Origin of the sequence: Solitalea agri, assembly GCF_023914155.1 — a bacterium.
Classification (GTDB): domain Bacteria; phylum Bacteroidota; class Bacteroidia; order Sphingobacteriales; family Sphingobacteriaceae; genus Solitalea; species Solitalea agri.
Map to the genome: position 1 here is coordinate 109,419 of NZ_JAMWYS010000009.1, position 22,268 is coordinate 131,686.

Annotated in this window: 16 protein-coding genes; 5 read left to right on the forward strand and 11 right to left on the reverse strand. The window is 37.9% G+C overall.

Features of this window, described 5'->3' with window-relative positions:
- Window positions 1-13: 13 nt before the first annotated feature.
- The 7 genes from NF867_RS02905 to NF867_RS02935 form a co-directional block, all read right to left on the reverse strand.
- The gene (locus tag NF867_RS02905) at window positions 14-1,525 is read right to left on the reverse strand and encodes a RagB/SusD family nutrient uptake outer membrane protein (RefSeq protein ID WP_252586045.1); all 1,512 of its coding nucleotides are present in this window, start codon (window positions 1,523-1,525) and stop codon (window positions 14-16) included.
- Between the two features lie 46 nt (window positions 1,526-1,571).
- Complete coding sequence (locus NF867_RS02910; RefSeq protein ID WP_252586046.1) at window positions 1,572-4,688, reverse strand: SusC/RagA family TonB-linked outer membrane protein; 3,117 nt, start codon at window positions 4,686-4,688, stop codon at window positions 1,572-1,574.
- A gap of 652 nt (window positions 4,689-5,340) precedes the next feature.
- Window positions 5,341-7,203, reverse strand: a complete 1,863-nt coding sequence (locus NF867_RS02915; protein ID WP_252586047.1) for a 7TMR-DISM family protein — start codon at window positions 7,201-7,203, stop codon at window positions 5,341-5,343.
- 148 nt (window positions 7,204-7,351) lie between these two features.
- Window positions 7,352-8,647 (reverse strand): phosphopyruvate hydratase, encoded by a 1,296-nt coding sequence (gene eno, locus NF867_RS02920; RefSeq protein ID WP_252586048.1) that lies wholly within the window; start codon window positions 8,645-8,647, stop codon window positions 7,352-7,354.
- 285 nt (window positions 8,648-8,932) lie between these two features.
- Entirely contained in the window at window positions 8,933-9,553 is a 621-nt protein-coding gene (locus NF867_RS02925) for a trimeric intracellular cation channel family protein (protein WP_252586049.1), read from the reverse strand.
- 67 nt (window positions 9,554-9,620) lie between these two features.
- Window positions 9,621-11,702, reverse strand: coding sequence for a hypothetical protein (locus tag NF867_RS02930; RefSeq protein ID WP_252586050.1), 2,082 nt, complete (start codon window positions 11,700-11,702; stop codon window positions 9,621-9,623).
- A 260-nt stretch (window positions 11,703-11,962) separates the two neighbouring features.
- Entirely contained in the window at window positions 11,963-12,760 is a 798-nt protein-coding gene (locus tag NF867_RS02935) for a TerC family protein (RefSeq protein ID WP_252586051.1), read from the reverse strand.
- 168 nt (window positions 12,761-12,928) lie between these two features.
- Between NF867_RS02935 and NF867_RS02940 the strand changes: the two genes are divergently transcribed.
- The 4 genes from NF867_RS02940 (at window position 12,929) to NF867_RS02955 (ending at window position 16,193) form a co-directional block, all read left to right on the forward strand.
- Complete coding sequence (locus NF867_RS02940) at window positions 12,929-13,657, forward strand: metal-dependent hydrolase (protein ID WP_252586052.1); 729 nt, start codon at window positions 12,929-12,931, stop codon at window positions 13,655-13,657.
- 27 nt (window positions 13,658-13,684) lie between these two features.
- Window positions 13,685-14,113, forward strand: coding sequence for a nuclear transport factor 2 family protein (locus tag NF867_RS02945; RefSeq protein ID WP_252586053.1), 429 nt, complete (start codon window positions 13,685-13,687; stop codon window positions 14,111-14,113).
- A 98-nt stretch (window positions 14,114-14,211) separates the two neighbouring features.
- Window positions 14,212-15,372: a BamA/TamA family outer membrane protein gene (locus NF867_RS02950; protein ID WP_252586054.1), complete on the forward strand. Its 1,161-nt coding sequence runs from the start codon at window positions 14,212-14,214 to the stop codon at window positions 15,370-15,372.
- Window positions 15,373-15,398: 26 nt separating this feature from the next.
- Entirely contained in the window at window positions 15,399-16,193 is a 795-nt protein-coding gene (locus tag NF867_RS02955) for an alpha/beta hydrolase (RefSeq protein ID WP_252586055.1), read from the forward strand.
- Between the two features lie 162 nt (window positions 16,194-16,355).
- Here the strand turns inward: NF867_RS02955 and fabG are convergent, their stop codons facing one another.
- The 3 genes from fabG to NF867_RS02970 all read right to left on the reverse strand — a co-directional run bounded on the left by fabG (window position 16,356) and on the right by NF867_RS02970 (window position 19,116).
- On the reverse strand, window positions 16,356-17,102 hold the full coding sequence (fabG, locus tag NF867_RS02960) for a 3-oxoacyl-[acyl-carrier-protein] reductase (RefSeq protein ID WP_252586056.1): 747 nt from the start codon (window positions 17,100-17,102) through the stop codon (window positions 16,356-16,358).
- 153 nt (window positions 17,103-17,255) lie between these two features.
- Window positions 17,256-18,140, reverse strand: a complete 885-nt coding sequence (sucD, locus tag NF867_RS02965; protein ID WP_252586057.1) for a succinate--CoA ligase subunit alpha — start codon at window positions 18,138-18,140, stop codon at window positions 17,256-17,258.
- 400 nt (window positions 18,141-18,540) lie between these two features.
- Window positions 18,541-19,116: a DUF1579 domain-containing protein gene (locus tag NF867_RS02970; protein WP_252586058.1), complete on the reverse strand. Its 576-nt coding sequence runs from the start codon at window positions 19,114-19,116 to the stop codon at window positions 18,541-18,543.
- 169 nt (window positions 19,117-19,285) lie between these two features.
- Between NF867_RS02970 and NF867_RS02975 the strand changes: the two genes are divergently transcribed.
- Window positions 19,286-20,368: a serine hydrolase domain-containing protein gene (locus tag NF867_RS02975; RefSeq protein ID WP_252586059.1), complete on the forward strand. Its 1,083-nt coding sequence runs from the start codon at window positions 19,286-19,288 to the stop codon at window positions 20,366-20,368.
- A 106-nt stretch (window positions 20,369-20,474) separates the two neighbouring features.
- Here NF867_RS02975 and NF867_RS02980 read toward each other — a convergent pair whose 3' ends face one another.
- Complete coding sequence (locus NF867_RS02980; protein ID WP_252586060.1) at window positions 20,475-22,235, reverse strand: ABC transporter ATP-binding protein; 1,761 nt, start codon at window positions 22,233-22,235, stop codon at window positions 20,475-20,477.
- Window positions 22,236-22,268: the final 33 nt, after the last annotated feature.

The window sequence follows — 22,268 nt, forward strand, 5'->3', positions numbered from 1 at the left end:
TAAAATTTAGTTATTAGTAGTTCTGATTTTGAGATAACCCACCAGTTCTAACATCATTAATTGGAATTGGTAACACTTCGTTTCTATTAGGAGTGAAACCCGACGCAGCTAATTCAGTAGCCGCCATGCCCCAACGTACAAGGTCAATGTAACGGAAGCCTTCAAAAGCAAGCTCAACTTGACGTTCGTGAACGATTGCAGCAAACAATGCGCTTCCAGAAGCAGTAACTTCAGGCATATGAGAACGATCTCTAACAAGCTTTATATAAGCCCGTGCTTTTGTTTCGTTTCCAGCTCTGTAATTTGCTTCAGCAGCCATTAACAATACATCAGCATAACGAATCAAACGGAAGTTGGTAGTATAGTTAAGCTCGTTAACATCCACGGTATTCTTTTGGAAAGTACCATACTTGCGTTGGAAATAACCGGTATAATCATAAGCAGTTGGAGCAGTCCAATTACCGCCACCAGCTTTCAACTCAGCTTCTGACATAACTGAATATTTTCTACGCTCATCACCGGCTTCAAATGCATCATACATCTTCTTGGTAGGAAGGTTAAAGCCCCATCCGGCAATTAATGAGTCTGCAGTTGCTTTAGTATAATAATCACCCCTTGGACCCATGATCTGGATGTGAATATTACTTTCAGGCTGATTACCCCAAGGGAAGTTACCCCAGTTGTATTTTTCAGCAGAGCTAAATGATGATTCAAAAATAGATTCTTTACCAAACTCACCTGCAGGTGAAAAAGCATAAGCTATTGATTTTTCAAGACCATATACACCTGAATTAATAACCGCTTCAAACTGAGTAGCCGCATCAGCCCATTTCTCTTGATATAAAAGCGCTTTACCTAACAATGACTGTGCAGTTCCTTTAGAAACTCTATATCTTTCCGCTAAGCTATAAGCACTTTTTAACGGCAGATCAGGAATTGCTTCAGTTAAGTCTTTTTCAATTTGTGCATACACTTCAGCTTTAGGTGCTCTGGTTCCTTTTGTATAATCTTCTGGTTTAACCTCGGTTAAAATCAATGGAACATCACCCCAAAGTGATACTAGGTCTAAATAAGTATACGCTCTTAAAGCTTTGGCTTCAGCAATAATACGTTTACGTTTATCAGACTCAGGCTTTACGTTATTTATAACCAAGTTGGCGCGATACACCGTGTAGTAAGCTACTCTCCAAGCAACTTCCATATTTGAATTGGAAGGATCAAGCGTCGCTAATTTATCCAAAGCCTGGTAACCAGGTTGATCACCCGGACCGCTACCACCAGCTGCACTTTCATCAGAAGGCAACATTTTTATCATATAACGGCTACCCCATGCGGTATAATAATCAGCGCTCGACATATCATATACGGCCGTTATTGCATACTCTGCATCTTGGTCTGTTTTGTAATACTCATCAACAGGTAGCTTGCCTGGTACATCCTGGTCCAGGAAGCTTTTTCCGCAGCTGCTGGCAATTGTTACCAGAGCAGTGCATAATACTATATTCTTAACAATTGATTGTTTCATCTGTAAAATAATTAAAAGTTATACGTTGTATTCAACACCTCTTTAATTAGAAAGTAACTGCAAGACCTCCGGTAAATACTCTTGGAGTAGGGTAAACACCTCTGTCGATACCCACGCTATTCGCAGCACTTGCATTGGAACCACCTTCAGGATCAAATCCTTTATAGTTAGTGAACGTAAAGAAGTTATCGGCTGAACAGTAAACGCGTAAGCTTTTCACTTTAATTGTATTCATCAATTTGCTTGGGAACGTATAACCTACTTGTAACTGGCGGATACGCATAAAATCACCTTTAAACACCATTAGATCACTATTGTAAACATATTCGCTAGCGGTGTTCGCTGCAAACCAGCTGTTGGTACTTCCGTCGCCGGTCCAACGATCTTTAAAGAAGAACTCAGGCTTATTTGCCGAAGGACGGTCAGTACGGTTAAAGCCCATCATTACGTCATTTCCACCTTGTCCTTGTAAGAAACATAAGAAATCGAATCCTTTGTAGCTCATATTCAAGGTTAGACCAAAAGTATAAGCAGGATTTGGATCACCAATCATTGTTTGGTCAGCCAGGCTGATTTTGTTATCCTTGTTTACATCAAGTACAACTGGATCACCTGGTTTTGGAGAATAACCGGTTAACTGATTATCAGCTACATACTGATTAATTTGTGCCTGATTTTGGAAGATACCATCCGTTTTGTAGCCATTGAAGTACCATAATGGTCTGTTCAAGGAGAACATTGTTGCAGTATAACCAGTACCTACACCTGCTCCATTAATTACATTAAGGAATGGATTCATATAGGTAACTTTATTTTTCAAGAAACTAAGGTTACCACTAACAGAGTATTTAAATTCTTTTGATGAATTGCCCTTATAGGTTAATCCAAATTCCCATCCTTTATTCTCCACGTCACCACCATTTACAACAGGAAGTATGTTACCTACATAGTGAGGAACAACACCTGGTGTTAACAAATCTTTGGTGGTTTTCTTAAACCAGTCAACTTCTAAGAATAAACTATTGTTTAAGAAGCCTAATTCACCACCGAAATCTAACTGCTCACTGGTTTCCCATGTTAAGTTTTCATTTGGAAGGTTAGTAGGAGCCGCTCCAGTTATGTTTTTTTGATCAGCCGGATCAGAGTTTGGATATTGAATACCAGCTGTAGAAATACCCGCATTCCATGCACCTACGCCCACGTTTGACAAACTACCATTTTGTCCCCAGCTAGCACGAAGCTTGGTATAGTTCATTACTTTCGCAACAGATTCAGGGAAGAAGTTTTCGCTTGACACTACCCAGCCTCCTGAAACGGCAGGGAAATAACCCCACTGATGGCTTGGAGCCATTTTCGATGAACCGTCAGCTCTGAATGAACCGTTAAACAAATACTTGCCTTTATAATCGTATCCGGCACGAACAAAATAAGAAGCCAAGGTACTTGCGTAATACTGACCAGCAATCCTGTCTTTGGTATCAGGAGAAAAATCAGCATAAGCATATTTATCACCTGATCTGAAGAATCCATCAAAGCTGCTTGACATGTTGTTGAAGTCTGACTTGTAGGCCGACATACCCGCCATAGCAGTAATTGAATGGCTGCCAAATGATTTTTGGTAGTTAGCAAAGTTTTCCCATTGCCAGTTGAAGTAGTTATTTTGGTAATCACTACCATTCAATGAGCTGTTCTGATTATCAGGAGAGAACCAATATAGTGGAGTCCATTGGTGATTTTTAACAAACGCTGCGTCGATACCAAATCGGCTGGTAAACTTCAAGCCTTTAACAATGTCAAAATCAGCATACACGTTACCTACCACTTTATTTTGCTGTGTTGATTGATGCACCAAATCCACTTGACCTAGTGGGTTACCATACTCACCTAACACATATTTTGATATACCGTAATAGTTGCCATTTGCATCAGTAGCTAAAGGCATACCATCTGTAAGAGCCTTGGTAACGTGAGTTGGAAGAGCACTTCCTGAAGGGTAAACAATCGGAGTTAGTGGATCTAATGCTATAGCACTTGAAACCACTGAACGGAACTCACTATTTTCAGCAAAACCGGTAGTAGCAAAGTTTGAATATGACAAACGCTCGCCCACATTTAACCAGTCTTTCACTTTATGATCTGAGTTTAATCGAACAGTATAACGTTTAAAATCCGATTTATCTCCACCAGCAACACCTTGTTGGTTGAAATAGCTCATGCCGACCAAATAGCTTGATTTCTCTGAACCACCACTGAACGTTAATGCATGACGTTGCTGAGGTGCGGTTTGAAATAAAGCATCTTTCCAGTCAGTACCATTGCCAGCTGCAGCTACCTCATCCGTTGTTGGTTTTGTGCCAGCATAATTAGCTTCAGTAAGGTATTGAGCATATTGCTGAGGATTCATCATTGGCATAATGTTGCCAATTGACTGTACGCCATATTGAAACGAGTAATCAATTTTGCTGGATTCTTTCTTTTTACTACCCGACTTTGTAGTAATAATAACAACCCCATTCGCTCCTTCAGCACCATAAATAGCAGCAGAAGCAGCATCTTTCAAAATTTCAGTTGACTCGATTTCTGATGGATCTAAGTATTCAATACCACCTGCACGCATTCCATCAATAATGTACAATGGTTGTGAGCTGGCATTTGAACCTGCACCACGAATACGAATACTTACCGGAGATCCTGGAGAACCTGATTGAGGTAATACGGTTACACCAGCAGTACGACCTTGTAAAGCCTGGTCAATACGGCTAATAGACGTGGTTTTTAAGTCTTCGGCTTTCACTTGCGAAATAGCTCCTGTAACCAAGCCTTTTTTCTGAGTTCCGTAACCCACAACAACAACTTCCTCTAATGAGGAAACATCTTCTTGTAATTGTACAGAAATAGAAGTTTTGCCTGCGATAGCTCTCTCTACAGGTTTGTAACCTATAAAGTTAAATACCAAGGTTCCGTTTGATGGAGCCGAAATTGAATAATTACCATCTGCATCAGTTGAAGTTCCTTTACTGGATCCTTTTACAGAAATAGTAACGCCGGTTAAAGGAAGACTCTGAGAGTCTATTACTTTACCTTTAACGACTAATTCTTGGGCGAGGAGGTGTGTTGTACACAACAGTAACAACGCCAGAAAAACAAGTACATGTTTTCTCATAATTGGTTGAATTTGTTTATCGAACAATAAATTGGTTAATAAAAAATTTAAATCGGTCGATTCAAATATAAACCACCAAACAAAAAAAACAATACAACTAACTGATTAACAGTGCATTATAGACGCATTGATACGCTTCAATACCAGACCTTTCGTTCGTATTATGTATTGATTCTGTGACATAAAGCATTAAATAGGGTCGTTAATTTTTTTTTTCTGATACGCATTCATACCGTAAAGTAAAAAATCAAAACAAACTCAATATCAGCACTTTAAACTTGTTAATATATTTTAACAACTAATTAAATTTGTGTTTTGCCAAAACAAAATCTCAATTTTCTTCCCAAACGCCAACGTTTGCATTGAATTCTTGAAAACAATCAAAACATAATTGCACAGTACCAAGGATGTAAAGAATAAATAAGAGAGAGTTAATTGCGGTTAACTGCAGAAAAAGTGACGAATCAGCCCGGGAAGAACGGTAAAAACAAAATCTAAAAATCAATCGAAATGACAGACTAAGACATTACAAAGTCGATTGCAAAACAAGCCCCTATTAACAATCAAGGCGGCATTAATTAATGCCGCCTTGATTGTTAAGCCTTTGGAGATCGTTTAACTCTTAATTAATGTGATTCAAATCAAGTCTAAACTACTCTATCTCTTCTAGCAATAATTCACTCCACCCGTGTGACCCAGCCTGTTTTTTGCCCTTCCGTTTGTTTTGAAGTACTTTCTTAATTTTAGAAGAATAGGCCCAACAGGTACTCTGACGGATATCCAGGATCTCTGATAACTTATGAGAGGATATTGTTCCATTCGATGAATAAAGCAGAAATATCATGTAGAAAGCCTTATTAATTGGAATACGGGTATTCTGTAGAATAGTATTAGCGGTAACCGATTCCTCATATCCACATTTGGCACATCGTTTATTCAGCAATCCATGGCCATTATAATAAGTTCCATGGCTACATTTTAAACAGTTATAGCCGCTATGCCATTTAAGCTCTGCCAAAAACTTAATACAACTTTCATTATCAGGGTAGCGTTTGCTAAACTCATCAAAGTCTACATCTTTTGACATAATGCGGGCCTCTGTAACCTTAGCAACATCTTCTTTAAGTTGCACATTATCACTAGTCAGCAATTCATTCATATGTGCAATTTCATCGGCTTGTTGGCGCAATAATTCGTTGGCATCAACCAACTCTTGGGTTTTAAGTTTAACCTGTGCTTCCAGCTCTTTATTTAAGGTATCCTTTAACTGATGATTTAACTTCAGTTGTTTAATAGTGCGTTGTGTTGCCACCTCTTTTTGCTCTCTCAACAATCTTACTTTGTCTCCAATAGCAACAGACAAGAACATCATTTCGGCAACAAAACAAAAGCTTAAACTATAATGAGTAATTGGACCATATGGCAGGAAATTAGGCCAAAAAGTAAGAATACTCTTTACCACCAACCCAAGAAATAAAAATGAATAGGCGATAACGTAGAATCGAGCCGGACGATAGCCTGAAACCCGAAGTCTTAATCCTACATAGAAAGCAATGCTTAAAGGAATCACTTCTATACCTCGCAACTCAAAACCAGAACGGAACCAAATCAAACAATACAGAAAGAAAAGCGACCGGCATACCAACGTTACAATAATGAGCTTATCGAGTTTAGGCGCTACTTTTTTCAGGTTCAACAGTTTACGCCCAAATAAGAGGGCAAAGAAAGATGCTGCAAACAACGTAAACCCAGTTGTATGTTGATTCCAGTTAGGATAATTAGGCCATAGGTATTCATAGGCAATCCCATCTGCACACATTTCATAAAGGGCAATTGCCAACAAATAAGCTATATAATAAAGGTATTGGACTTCTTTGATCGCAAAATACATTATGAGATTGTAGAAGCAGAATACAGCTATCATTCCATAAAAAAAACCAAAAAAGAAATACTCGTTTAAAGCATACTCAACAAACCAGTTTACCGACCTTAAAACAATAAGGGCATCTGCCTTTTGCGCTGATTTTATCTTGAAGTAATAAGTGTGAACTTCATTATCGTTGTTCGTAATATCCATAGTGTAGTTTTTATGGATATACTGACGATTCCTGAACTTAAAGCTGTCGCCAAACTCGGTAGGTGCATAAGCTCCATTGGACAGTGGCATGTAAAACTGAATATAATCGATTGTTTGATCAAAAAACTCGAAGATCCATCGCTTACTGGAACTTTGATTATTTTTCAGCCTGATGCGGTACCAATAGGTTACATTCCGCTTAAAATTATGCGGAAACAGTAATTTACTTGATTGAAATTTTTGTGAATAAGGGAACGAAGAAACCGTGTTAATATCTAACTTCCCACTTTCATCTTCGAGGTATTGGATATCATTATACATGAAGATATGCTGATTGACCTTATCATCTATAGCTATTATATTTTGGGCCGTCAGACGATTAAAACAAGTCAACAACAACAATGATACTACAAAAACAGCACGTAAAGTTCTATTCATAAAACGTTAGAAATGATCACAAATATTTTGTTCTCTCAAATCTATATAAAAAGTAATTACATCAAAATGTAATCGATCTTTAGCTTATAAATAAAAAAACGGGTCTGGTAATTAACCGGACCCGTCGTTTGTATGTAAGTTTTACTAATTATTTCTTAGCAAATTTGAAGCTTTTTCCTAAGAAACGAGCAGTGTTTCCTAACTCTTCTTCAATACGTAACAACTGATTGTATTTAGCTATCCGGTCTGAACGAGAAGCTGAACCAGTTTTAATTTGACCACAGTTTAATGCTACCGCTAAGTCAGCAATGGTGTAATCTTCAGTTTCACCAGAACGGTGGCTCATAACCGAAGTATAACCGTTATTTTGAGCTAAAGTTACCGCATTTATGGTTTCTGTTAATGAACCAATTTGGTTCACTTTAACCAAAATAGAGTTAGCAACGCCCATATCAATTCCTTTTTGAAGGAATTTAGAGTTAGTTACAAATAAATCATCACCAACTAATTGAATTTTGTCACCCAATTTCTCAGTTAACTTTTTCCAGCCATCCCAATCGTTTTCAGCTAAACCGTCTTCGATAGAGATAATTGGATATTTAGCAGCCCAATCAGCCCAATAAGCAACTAACTCATCGCTGGTAAATTTGCGATCAGGATTTGACTTATAGAAACTATATAAGCCAGTTTTTTCATCATACATTTCAGAGCTAGCGGCATCCATTGCAATGTAAACATCGCTACCAGCTTTGTAACCAGCAGATTCGATCGCTTGCAAAACAGTTTCAATAGCTTCTTCGTTTGAACCGATGTTTGGAGCAAAACCACCTTCATCACCAACGTTAGTTGAGTAACCTTTTTTCTTCAACACATTTTTTAAGTGATGAAAAACTTCGGTACCCATACGCAAAGCGTGAGAGAACGACTCAGCACCAACTGGCATTACCATAAATTCCTGGTAATCAATTTTGTTATCGGCATGAGCGCCACCGTTGATGATGTTCATCATTGGAATTGGTAATGTATTAGCATTAACTCCACCAATATAACGGTATAACGATTGATGCGACTCCTGAGCGGCAGCCTTAGCAACAGCTAATGAAACTCCTAGAACAGCATTTGCACCCAAATTCCCTTTATTCTCAGAACCATCGATTTCGATCATAGTCTTATCAATCAGGTTTTGATCGAAAACATCCATTCCACGTAAAGCATCGACTAAATTATCATTTACATTGGTTACGGCTTTTAATACACCCTTACCCATGTATACGCTTTTATCATTATCGCGAAGTTCTACGGCTTCATGCATACCGGTTGAAGCACCGGATGGAACTGCGGCGCGACCCACTACTCCGTTTTCAGTGATTACATCCACTTCAACAGTAGGGTTACCTCTTGAATCGAGGATTTGTCTTGCTTTAACATCTAGGATTAAACTCATGTTATTTCAATTATTAAATAAATACTGATGGTTGATGTGTAAGTAGTAAATTATTTTAGGAGATATGCCGTCAAACAATTACCCAACTTACCATTTTATTTTTCGCAGCCGAAAGTAGTTAAAATTCCTCAGAGAGACAAACCGTTTTTCGACATATTTTTAATAATTTTCCAATAAATTGATAAAAAATTAATGAAATGATTAATTATTAAATGTTTTATTATGTATATTAAAACAAACCAAACTTAGTGTGAAAAATACACTAAATTAACATTTTGACTACTTTCAATCGATTTCCTTATAATCATAAATCTTAGGAAGATATAGTTTAAATCGAAACGAAACAACCCGAACCACAACTACTGTTACAGCCGAAATAACTTCGGTTAAATGTGTTTCTATATTTAAAAATCTTAACAAAAAGAACAAACTGCCACCAGCAATACATGCTGTTGCATAAATTTCCTTCCTAAACACTACGGGAATTTCATTGACCATTATATCTCTGATAACTCCACCGAAAGCACCAGTCATAGTTCCTAAAGCAATACACAACACAGGATGAAGTCCAAAAGCCAAACCTTGGGCAATACCTGTTATTGTGAAGGCTCCTAGTCCAAATGAATCAAAATAAAACAACAGCTTTTTTAAATGATGAATGTGTGCATTAGCAAAAAGGGTAACGATATAGGTCACAAGAATTATCGAAATGGTGGTAAAATTACGCATCCAGGCCACTGGAGTATAACCGATCATAACATCTCTTAAGGTTCCTCCCCCAACAGCTGTCACAAAAGCTAAAATAAGCACCCCGAATATATCCAGGCGCTTGTTCATTGCCGATAATGCTCCAGAGGTAGCAAATGCAATGGTTCCGAGTATATCAAATAAGTAAAGAATTGACACAGTATTATTTATGTGTTTTGGTAGCTTGATAACACCAATAAAAAATAGCTTTAATTTTCAGGTTTACCTAATAATCGCCGTTACGTTTACGCACAAACCATTCTATAGTTAATAAACCTAAAATCAACCCAAATAACAGCTTTAAATTAATGAGCTCATCCAGTGTTTTATCTTCATAAGAAACCGCCTTAATTGTTTCTTTCTTTTCAATTAAACCAACAAGTTTATTGATACTTGCAGGATAAACCATTTCGCCACCATTATTCTTTGCAAGATTGAACAACAATTGATGATTGGCCGTAGTTTGAAGTTCCTCAATATTTAAGGCATTGATGATAAACATCCCTGAAAACGATTGATCTTTATTTCCAAGACGTGTCTTTGCTATATACGTATAATCACCAACCGGCAGAACACCCGCATTCAGAAAGTAGGCCTTATCTGATTTGCTAAATGCAAAATTGTAATTTTTACCTTCATTGTTTTTAATGACTATAGATACTTCGGGATCGTTTATCGGTTCGTAACTGTCGTTATATAGCTCCGCATTGAAGATCACTGGTTCGTTTTCATCAAAGATCTTTTTAGGTTGTGTAACTCTAAACTTTCGCTTATCATCGCGAGCAGTTAAATACTGAACAGTTTTAGTAAGAAATTCATTAAAAGCCTCATGGTTCCCTGTCGATTGAAAATCTGCTAATCGCCAGCGCCACAACCCCTCACCAAACAAATACCCGGTTTTCAACCCATTATTAGTTGTAAAACTTAACAAAGGCTCCCCAGTTTTTACCGACCCAATTTGTTGAGTAAGCAATGTGCCTGTAAGGTTTTTTACTCCGAACTTAGCGAATGGTGAACTTAAAGGAGGATAGGAAGCAAACTGTCGCTGGGCTGCTTCTGAGAATGAAAACTGAAAAAAATCACCTTGAAAAACAGGCTGAGTCTCATTGTAGCTATTTCTGAAATTGTTTACATCAGCGCCTTGTTGTGCTTTATTAAACAAATCGATGTAAGTTTGGTTACCAACAATAAACCATATTGGAACTCCTGAAGCCTGTACCTTGTTCACCAAATCCATACTACCTGCATCTGAAGATGGAAGCTGATGCAAAACAATTAAACTATAGTCTCCAAGCTTTAATGTCGATGCTTTTTCTGCCAGCTCAATTTGCACCTCATAGTTTTTATTGGCTTCGAGCGTTTGCTTTAAAGCTCCTAAATCAGGATGAGGAGCATCAGCAAGGATCAACACTTTTTGCCGTACATCTAAAACGTCAATAAAAACAGATTGATTATTATTCTTCAGAGTTATTTCACTGGCCAATGGCTGCAAGCCAATTGTATAACGTTGCGTTCCTACTTTATCGGCTTCAAGATCAACCGGAAACGACTGACGAAAATCAACAGCATTGATCAATACATCTTTAACAAACAAAACCTTTCCGCCAGCTGAAACACTTAATCGCGTTTTTTGATTTTGAAACCCAAATGCTGCTACATTAACATTAACCCGGAACGAGTTGCCCAGGTAAGCAATTTTATTGTAGTCAACAGACGCAACGAGTAAATCTTTTTTCGGAGTGGTATCACCAAGGGCCACCGTATAAACTGCGGCATTAAAATTTAACTGCTGATATACTGGATTGGGCCCTCTGTTATACAATCCATCACTTATCAATAGAATGGCTCCTACATTACGATTGGCATACCGACTATTCAACTCATTGAATAGTTGCCCGAAATCAGTTCTTTTACCAGAAAAGTCATTCTTCCCATTTTCTTCTACTCTATCCCCAAACAAATAATTTTTCACATCGTAACTTGATGATAGCTCTTGAGTTAACTCCCCTATTGCCTTAGGAAGTTCGGTTTTATAATACTCGCCTTCTTTATTCAATAAAACAGAAGATGAATTATCCTGAGCAATAATGATTAAAGGTTTTTCAACAGTCCGTGAAACCGTTTTAATAAGCGGTGCTAGCAGTAAAAAAGCAATAAGTGCAATTGCCAAAGCTCTGATACCGAACAAGAGTTTTCTGAAACCTGAATGAAATGAGTTGGTTTTATTGTAAAGCAACCAAGCATAGCCTAAGCCTAAAAGTACACACGGAATAATCCACCAGGGAGAAACGCTGCTAAATATGATCACTGATAATGCTTTAAATGATTAATGTTCACGCCCAAACGTAAATGTAGCAGGACCCAAAAGGTCCATTTTAACAGGGATTTAAAATATTAAAAAATTCAGGCAATGTGCAATTCGAATAAGTAAAAGTTTTGAAAGAAATACAACCCTCATTTGTTTAAGCCAACAAACTGATCATCAGCGAAAAAGCACTTAATGGTTGTAAAAAAGAAAGGCGATTGAACTAAATCAACCGCCTTTCTTCTATTTGAATAATACTAACCTTATGCAATCAACTCTTCTTCTTCTTGTGGAACCGTAGTATTCCTTTTAGGAAAATTGAACAGAATAGAAGTTACTACCGGAACAACAAAAATTGCGACGGTGAACAGGGAAACAAAAAGATCGGCATGTTCACTATCTATGGCCTTAGCTATACTATTCTCCGGATAAAAATGGGTAAAAAGCGAAACTGATAGTTTCAAACCTAACACTGCAATTACTATAAAGGCAATAGTTTCAAGAAACGAAAACTTCTCCATCAGTTTTACAAACCCCTGAGCCACAAAACGCATTGCCAGAATACCTATAAAAACGCCTGTACAGATCAGATAAATATTATCGGTAAAAGCTACAGCCGCAAAAACATTATCTATTGAAAATGCAAGGTCCATAACTTCAACCAAAGCAACCGTTGCCCAGAAGTTCCCAATCGTACCTACTGTAATAGTATAAAACCAGTTGCCTTTTTTATCAATAAGATCGTCTTCTTTTTCAGGTGTTGATTTCCCCTTAAAATAACCGTAAGCAAGATATAATAAGTACAAACCACCTAATGGTTTTAACCACCAGATTTTCACCAGCCAGGTTGCCAGCAGCAAGCAAACTCCTCTAAAGAAATAAGCTCCAAAAATACCGTAACGTAGCGCTCTGTTTCGCTCTTCTTTTGGCAAATCCATTACCATAGTAGCCAAAACAGCAGCATTATCAACAGAAAGTAAACTCTCTATTACAATCAGATTTAAAATAATAAGAGATGCAGCCTTTAAATCGCTGCCAAGAAACTGGTGTATTAAATCCATCTATTTATCCTACTAATCGTTTTATAAAATTGAAAAAGTCCGCAAGTATACAGCTTTCGATCAATGTAACTTTCAGGAATTTTAACATTCATTACTTAAAGCCTTTTTATTTACAATCGAACACTCTAATTTTAGCATCTACTCCTTTCATATTTTTAATCATCATTTATGACCCAAACACAAATTCAATTTCTTGGTCATGCATCATTTAAAGTTATTTCTCCTGAAGGCAAAGTAATTTTAGTTGATCCCTGGCTAATCAACAATCCTTTTATTCCCGATGAATTTAGAAATCAGTTAAATGTAGATTTGGTTCTAATTACTCACGGTCATGAAGACCACATGGATCCCAACATTATTGAACTTATTAAAGGTTGGAACTGTAAATTGATAGTAAACCCGATTGTTCGCTGGTATTTACTTGAACATGGTGTTGATGGAGAATTGTTTGAACCAATGAACTTGGGTGGAACAATCTCGGTTTTAGGTATTAAGATTTCAATGGTTCAGGCACATCACATTGCACACATTCCAGAGTCGGAAACTAAAGCACGTTTTCAGCATCCTACTGTAGGCTTTGTATTACAGTTTTCTGATACAAACTCCGTTTACTTTGCCGGAGACACCTCTGTTTTTGGCGACATGAAACTCATCGGTGATATCTATAACCCTAAAATTGCTGTTTTACCTATTGGCGACCGGTTTACAATGGGCCCGCTGGAGGCTACTTATGCACTTAAATTATTGAATACAAAGCACCTGATTCCATTTCACTTCGGAACTTATTCAATGTTAACCGGAACTGTGGAAGAACTGAGAGAATGCACAAACGAAATTGAGAAACTAAGTATACATTCCTTAAAAGCAGGCGAAACACTTGACTGCAGCACACTATAATCAACACCTAACAAACACAAACACATCATGACTGAAAGAGAACAACTTATCGAATTGGCCAATAAATTATTCATCTACACCGATCATCATCAATGGGAAAAATTATTAACAGAAGTATTTACTGAAACCGTACGCTTTGACATGTCGAGCCTTGGAGCAGGAGAGCCAAAGGATATTTCTGCAATAGATCTTTGTAAACTATGGGAACAGGGATTTGCCGGTATTGACGCGGTTCACCATCAGTCGGGGAACTATCTGGTAAGCACTGCCAATAACTATGCTGAAATTTATTGTTATGCCATTGCTTCTCATTTTAAAGCCGCTGCAACAGAGGGTAAAACCCGTGAATTTGTTGGTAGTTACAATCTTGAAGCAACAAAAACTGAAAAAGGCTGGCGATTAATCAGCTTTAAATACAACCTGAAATACGTAAATGGCAACATTGATCTGAAATAAGCTGATAATCTTTCTGTTGACAAAGTAAAGTTATTTTGCTTTCCTAATAATTTGCTATTTTAATGTATGATCATTTACAATTAAAGCAGGTTATCTAAATGAAGTTAAATTTACGCTCTATATCCTTCTGGGTTGTGCTCATTTGTACCTTCAGCTTTACAAATAGCGTATCTGCCCAAAAAAAGAAAATTTCATTAAAAGACTCACTCGACAACGCTTTTGACGTAAGCGACTGGGTAATAGAGGCTCATGGTTTTATCCCTATACCTTATATTATAACAGAACCTGCATTAGGCTATATAGGCGGTGCTATTGTACCTGTTTTTCTAACTCCTAAAACACCTTATATAGATTCAGTTGGAGGAAAAAGAAAAATAACACCTGTAGGACCTGACATTACAGGAGGGGCTTTCTTTTACACGGCAAATAATACATGGGGAGCAATTTTGTTTCGGTCGGGAACATGGAAAAAACCGCGTATAAAATACAGAATGGCCACTGGCTACGCCGACATAAACATGGATTTTTACCGAACCTTTCAAAACGTAGGTGAGCAAAAATTCGAGTTCAATTTTAAATCATATTTCTTTCATGCGTTTGGATTAAAGCAATTTAAAAACCCAAAATGGGCAGCGGGTTTACAAACATTGTTATTGTTCACTAAAGTTGGTTACGCCGGAACAGTGCCGGATTTTGTTACACCTAAAGAGTTAAATAGCAATGTGGTATCCGTAGGTCCAATTGCAGAGTTTGATAATCGCGACAATACCTTTACGCCAAACAAAGGGATTAAAACACGTCTAGACACATATTGGTCAAACAATGTAATTGGAAGTGACTATAATTATGGGAAGATCAATTTTTTCATTAACGCATACAAACCCCTTCTGCCAAATTTAATTGGAGGTATACGGCTTGATGGACAACAAGCATTAGGTACAGCCCCTTTCTATTTACTCCCCTATATTGATATGAGAGGCATTCCAACCAACCGTTATCAGGGGCAAGCGGATGTGTTAACCGAAGCTGAATTGAGATGGGATTTTAACAGAAGATGGAGTTTAATGGGATTCGGAGGTACCGGAAAAGCTTTTGACGACTGGAGTGAATTTGGTGAAGCAGACTGGGCCTATAGCTATGGCACTGGCTTTAGATACCTGTTAGCTCGTAAATTTGGTTTACGTATGGGAATAGACGTAGCAAGAGGGCCTGAAAAATGGGCCTACTACATTGTTTTTGGCAGCACATGGCTTAAATAATTTATTAATTCGATTATTTTTAGCGAATGAAAAAGACACTTTTATTCGCCATCTTCCTTTTTTCTACCCTGTTCAGTTTTGCTCAGGACCGTCTATTCTTAAAATCTTCCAAAATTCCAGGTACCGATACTGTTATTGTTTTTAAACCCAAACAATACGATTATGTTCAAAAAGTCCCTGTGGTATTTCTATTACATGGATGGTCGGCTAATTACAAACAATGGGATAAAACTATGGATGCACAGAAATACGCCGATGAATATAATGTTCTAATTGTTTGTCCAGATGGATTTTATGATTCTTGGTATTTAAACTCTCCGCTTAAACCCAACTCACAGTATGTCGATTTCTTCTATGAAACTTTACTCCCTAAAATTAAATCGGACTACAGAATAGATGACAAAAACCTATTCATTACCGGCTTAAGTATGGGCGGGCATGGAGCATTGAATATTTTCCTTGAACATCCAGAAGTTTTCAGAAGCGCGGGAAGCACAAGTGGTGGTGTTTACCTTGAAGCCTCAGGCGACCGCTTTGGTATAAATAAAGTAGTTGGAAGTTTTCAAACCGCATTAGATACCTGGAAAGCTTACTCCATTGTAACTAAAATTGACAAATTAAAAGGAATCGATAAGCAGATTATTTTCGATTGTGGAACCGAAGATTTCTTTTATGAAGCTAATAATATGTTGCGGGCCAAATGCGACTCTTTAAAGATTAAGGCTACATACATTACACAGCCTGGTGGACATGATCCAACCTATTGGAAAAAATCAATTAAACAGCAATTCGAATTTTTCAGAGAACTGATGCTTAATTGATAAACAAACCGAGGGTAAACAAAAAGTAAAATCGCGTAGTTCTACGTAGTCAGCTTATTTATCCTCTTGTTATATTTGAACATCGAACACCACCTATAAAAAACACACAAGCCGAATTTCGAAAGAAATCCGGCTTGTTTTTTATATCTACTTAAGCTGCTATTATGATTCCATACCACCACAAACAGCAATTGACTGTCCGGTGATGTATGCGCTCATATCAGAACCTAAGAATACAGTTAAGTTAGCCACGTCTTCGGTTTCGCCCATACGCTTTAATGGAATTGACTCCGCCCATTTTGCTACTTGCTCTGCAGGTAACACATCGGTCATTTCGGTTTTAATAAAACCCGGACAAACTACATTGGCGCGAATGTTACGAGAACCTAATTCTTTAGCAATTGATTTAGTAAAACCAATAATACCCGCCTTAGAAGCAGCATAGTTAGCCTGTCCAGCATTACCTTGTAAACCTACAATAGAGCTCATGTTTACAAAAACACCAGAACGCTGTTTCATCATTGGCTTAGAAGCAGCTTTAGTTAAGTTAAAGATTGATTTCAAGTTCACACGTAAAACTTCATCCCATTGTTCTTCGGTCATACGCATTAACAAACCATCTTTGGTAATACCAGCATTATTAACCACGATATCGATTCTGCCAAATTCGGCAACAATATCATTGATTAATTGCTCGGCAGCATTATAGTCAGAAGCATCTGAACGGTAACCTTTTACTTTAGTGCCAAATTGTTGCAATTCCTGCTCTAAAGCTTGTCCCTTTTCAACAGATGATAAATAAGTGAAAGCCACTTGCGCACCATTCTTGGCATATAATTCAGCGATCTTACGACCGATTCCCTTAGATGCGCCAGTAATCAGGGCTACTTTTCCTTCTAAAAGTTTCATGTTTGTGTTTAGCTTGGAGGTTTTAGATGTGAGATATGAGCTTTCGACTTAGTCGAAAAAAGAATGAGAAATCTTACAGGCTAAAACTCTCTAATAATAAAAAAAGGTATGCGATGAGTCTCATACACCACATCGCATACCTGATATCTGATTTTAGATTTTTCCAGCTTTCTTCAATTCTTCTGCCATGGCTTCGCCAATTTCAGCAGGAGATTCTACTACACGAATACCACACTCACGCATAATCTTCATTTTAGCAGCAGCAGTATCATCAGCGCCACCAACAATTGCTCCAGCGTGACCCATACGACGGCCAGGAGGCGCAGTTTGACCAGCGATGAAACCTACAACTGGTTTAGTACCGTTTGCCTGAATCCAACGAGCAGCTTCAGCTTCCATCCCACCACCAATCTCACCGATCATGATGATACCATCAGTTTCAGGGTCGTTCATTAATAATTCAACTGCTTCTTTAGTAGTGGTACCAATAATTGGGTCTCCACCGATACCAATTGCAGTTGACTGACCTAAGTTTTGTTTAGTGATTTGATCTACAGCCTCGTAAGTTAAGGTTCCTGATTTAGAAACGATACCAACGCGACCTGGAGTAAAGATAAAGCCTGGCATAATACCAACTTTAGCTTCGCCTGCTGTCATAACGCCTGGGCAGTTAGGACCAATTAAACGGCTTGATTTATCTTTTAAGTATTCTTTAACCTGAATCATATCCTTAGTAGGAATACCTTCAGTGATACAAATAATTACTTTAATACCAGCAGCAGCAGCTTCCATAATAGCATCTGCAGCAAATGCAGGTGGAACGAAGATAATTGACACATCAGCGCCTGTTTCTTTTACCGCGTCAGCCACAGTATTAAATACTGGTAATTCTAAGTGATATTGCCCCCCTTTGCCTGGAGTTACACCACCCACTACATTTGTTCCGTATTCAATCATTTGCGAAGCGTGGAAAGTACCTTCGCTACCTGTGAATCCTTGAACAATAACTTTTGAGTTTTTATTAACAAGTACGCTCATTTTAAGCTTATTTATGAAAGTGTTTTGTTGATTCTTGTATAACCCTCAATGCTAGTAAACATCGTAGTTCAATAGTTTTCAAAAGGCAAAACCAATAGTACAACCGGGTTTAAAAGTTGTGGTGCAAAGCTAAGTTTATTTTAATAATTTGAAAATGCATCTAAAGATTTTAATATGCTTAAGCTTTGCTTTTAATAGGCCCATAAAAATTCCGGCTAATGATATTAACAATCAATTCTATTTCTCCAGAGTTGCATTGGAGAGGCTGTTTCCGAAACACTTCTGCAGCATTAATGAATAAATGTGCAAATAAGCTATACTGCCTTATTGGCACATTTATTCATCTGCACATTGATTTACTCATCTGCACATCTTCAAATTTTCAAAATTTCAAATTATGCTACTTTCTCTTCGCTTTCAATTCCATTGTTTTAAATTCTTTGCCATCATCCATCACCATGTACATTTCCATTACCTGGGTGTTAACATCAGGCCATTTCATCACAGATTTTGACTGACAGTCTTTTCCTTTCATTGGATCATAACTTTTACCCATCATGGTAAGTGTTTTGGATGCATCATCCCACTGACCTTCCTGCCACATGATGCCAGTGCCCATATTATCTATCCAGGTACTATAGAATGTTTTCTTTCCATTATCATATGCAGTTGTAGCGATGCCCTCAAAAGGTTGGCCCATAAAAGTTCCCTTATAGGTTGATTGTTGATAACGGCCACCTAAAATCATTTTATTAACACACGTGCCGGTGCTTTTAGACGGAGGAGCATCAGGCGCCATCCAGGCTGTCATTTCATAGGTCCACTGACCATCATCCTTAGCCAGCATTTTATGTACTTCCCCTGGAGTCATATAGGCTTGCCAAGCCTTCATACTAGCATCATCGGTATTTTGCGCGCGCAATCCACAGCACAGCAGAATCAATGATGCGGTTAATAATGCAGTTAACTTTTTCATGTTTTAATAAGGTTGGTTACATTAAATCTACAAAAAAAACATGACCAAAAACTTGTTTAAACACTGATAACCATCTAATTAACACTAACAATCGAAATAACTAAAAACATCCATTTGCAAGGCCATTAAACGTTTCTATCTTGCGCATGTCAAAGCCAAAAACATACAAATGAAGAATATCTGCAAACCGCTACTATTAATTTCGACATTACTATTTTCATGCTCTTCCAACAACAACCCAGAGCCCAACCCTCCTTCAGATAATAAATCGTATTATTTCCCTCCTAACTCCTCGAACGAATGGGAGACAGAAACTGCGTCTTCATTAGGCTGGGATGAAACCAAGCTTGCCGAGGCCATTACTTTTGCTCAAAGTAAAAACACCTATGGACTGATCATTTTACATAGAGGAAGAATTGTAACCGAGAACTATTGGAATAATTGGAACAAGGACACCAAATACTATATCGCTTCCGCCGGAAAAAGTGTTGTTGCTTTTTTAACAGGAATTGCTCAACAAGAGGGTATTCTTAATATTAATGATAAAACCTCAAAATACCTGGGGACAGGTTGGAGTAGCTGTCCTGCAGTCAAAGAAGATTTAATTACCATCAAACATCAGCTTAGTATGACCACCGGATTAGATGACGGAGTCGCAGATGTAGATTGTACCGACCCATCATGTTTGATTTATAAAGCTGATGCAGGAAAACGTTGGGCCTATCATAATGCACCCTATCATTTAATCCAGAATATTATAGCAACAGCATCGGGCACAACGATGAATAATTATACCAAAACTAAGCTATCGGATGTAATTGGCATGAAAGGTTCAACTTGGGTAAACTACATTTTGTGGTTGAACACACGAGACATGGCCCGTTTCGGGTTATTGATTCTAAACAAGGGTAAATGGGCTGACAAAACATTAATGACCGACCAGAACTATTTTAATGCAATGGTAAACACTTCGAACACTTACAATCCATCGTATGGTTATTTGTGGTGGTTAAACGGCAAAGCCAATTTTATGGTTCCCACGTTACAAACTGTTTTCCCGGGTGCATTAACACCTTCGGCTCCTACAGATATGATTGCTGCTTTAGGTAAAGGGGACAAAAAGATATATATAGTACCCAGCCTTGACCTGGTAGTGATAAGGCATGGAGATGACACAGGAACAAGTGTCTTGGGTCCTTCCTCCTTTGATGAACAGTTTTGGGCAAAACTGAAATTAGCAATGAAATACTGATTAAACGTGTCGTGTTGAGCGCAGTCGAAACACCCTTCGACTGCGCTCAGGGTGACTACGGCAAATCTTTCCTTACTACAATTTTAGCTTTATCTCAGAAATTTACTTACATCTTAATCCCTACCGAATTAAACTGCAAATCATACAAGCGTTTGTAATAACCATTTAGTTTCAACAACTCCTGATGATTACCCATTTCTTTTATCTCTCCTTTATCTAACACAATAATCTTATCTGCATTTTGAATGGTTGATAAGCGGTGGGCAATAACAATGGTGGTACGTCCCTGCATCAACTTTAAGATCGCACGTTGAATTAACTCTTCGGTTTCGGTATCAACTGAAGAAGTGGCTTCATCTAACACTAAAATCTTAGGATCATAAACCAATGCACGAATGAAAGAAACTAATTGAGCCTGACCAACGGAGAGTGTGGCTCCCCGCTCCATTACATTATAGTTAAAACCACCAGGCAATCGTTTTATAAAATCTTCTGCTCCGACTTCACGTGCTGCTTCTTCTATTTGAGCATGAGAAATCTTATCATTATTCAAGCTTATGTTATTATATATAGAATCTGAAAAGAGGAAAACATCTTGCAAAACTGTAGCTATTGACGATCGCAAATAATTCAAATCATAATCCCGAACATCCACACCATCAAGCTTTACTGAGCCCTTACTAATTTCATAAAATCGATTTAAAATATTGATCGTTGACGACTTTCCGGCTCCGGTAGCACCAACAAGTGCCAGGGTTTCCCCGGGTTTAATTTTAAATGAAAGGTCTTTTAACACCCATTGCTCATCATTGTAAGCAAACCAAACATTTTCAAATTCAACTTCGCCTTTTAAACCATCAGGCTTTAAGGTTCCTTTATTAGGTGTTATCTCATCTGTATCAATCACTTTAAACACACGTTCAGCGCTTACCATACCCATTTGCAAGGTATTGAACTTATCAGCAAGCTCCCGGATAGGACGATACAGCATGTTGATATACATCAGGAAAGAAACCACCACTCCTGGTGAAATTTTATCGCCTATAATTTCTTTAGAACCCCACCAAACCAACAGACCAACCGACATGGCTGAAATCAACTCTACAACTGGAAAAAAGATCGAATAGTACCAGTTAGAACGAATATTGGCCTTTCGGTGGGAGCGGTTAATGCTTTTAAACTTATTGAATTCTTGATCTTCGCGACCGAAAAGTTGTGTAACAAACATTCCGGTTATGTGTTCCTGCAAAAAAGTATTTAAACGGGTTACTTGTTGGCGCACATCTTGAAATGCCGACTTGATAGCTTCTTTAAACACATAGGTAGCCACCAGCAACAAAGGCATCGGCGCAAGCACTACCAGTGTTAAAACCGAATCGGTATAAAGCATAAAAGCGATAATCGTTACGATCTGCAGAATATCCCCAATTATTGAGATCAACCCTTCGGAAAAAACATCAGCAATTGTTTCTAAGTCAGAAACAGTACGGGTAATAAGTGTTCCTATAGGTGTATTATCGAAAAACTTTAAGCGAAGATTAGTGATATGATCAAAGGTATCTCTCCGCATATCTTTTATCACCGATTGACCCAGCCAGTTGGTGCAAAAAGTATGATTGTATTGAATAATTGTTTGCAGTAAAATTACCCCTATCATCAAGCCCGTCATACCTAATAATCCGTTTACATCATTGTATAAAATGAAATGATCAACGGTATACTCAACCAGGTAGGGACGTAATGGAGCAACAATAGCCAAAGCAATGGTTAAGACCACTGCCCAATAAAAAATACCCTTATAGGGTTTGGCATAATTAAGTACTCTTTTAGTAAGTTTTACATCAAGGGCGTTTCCGGTTACGGCCATAAACTGATTTAAGGAATTTAGGTTCTAAAAGTA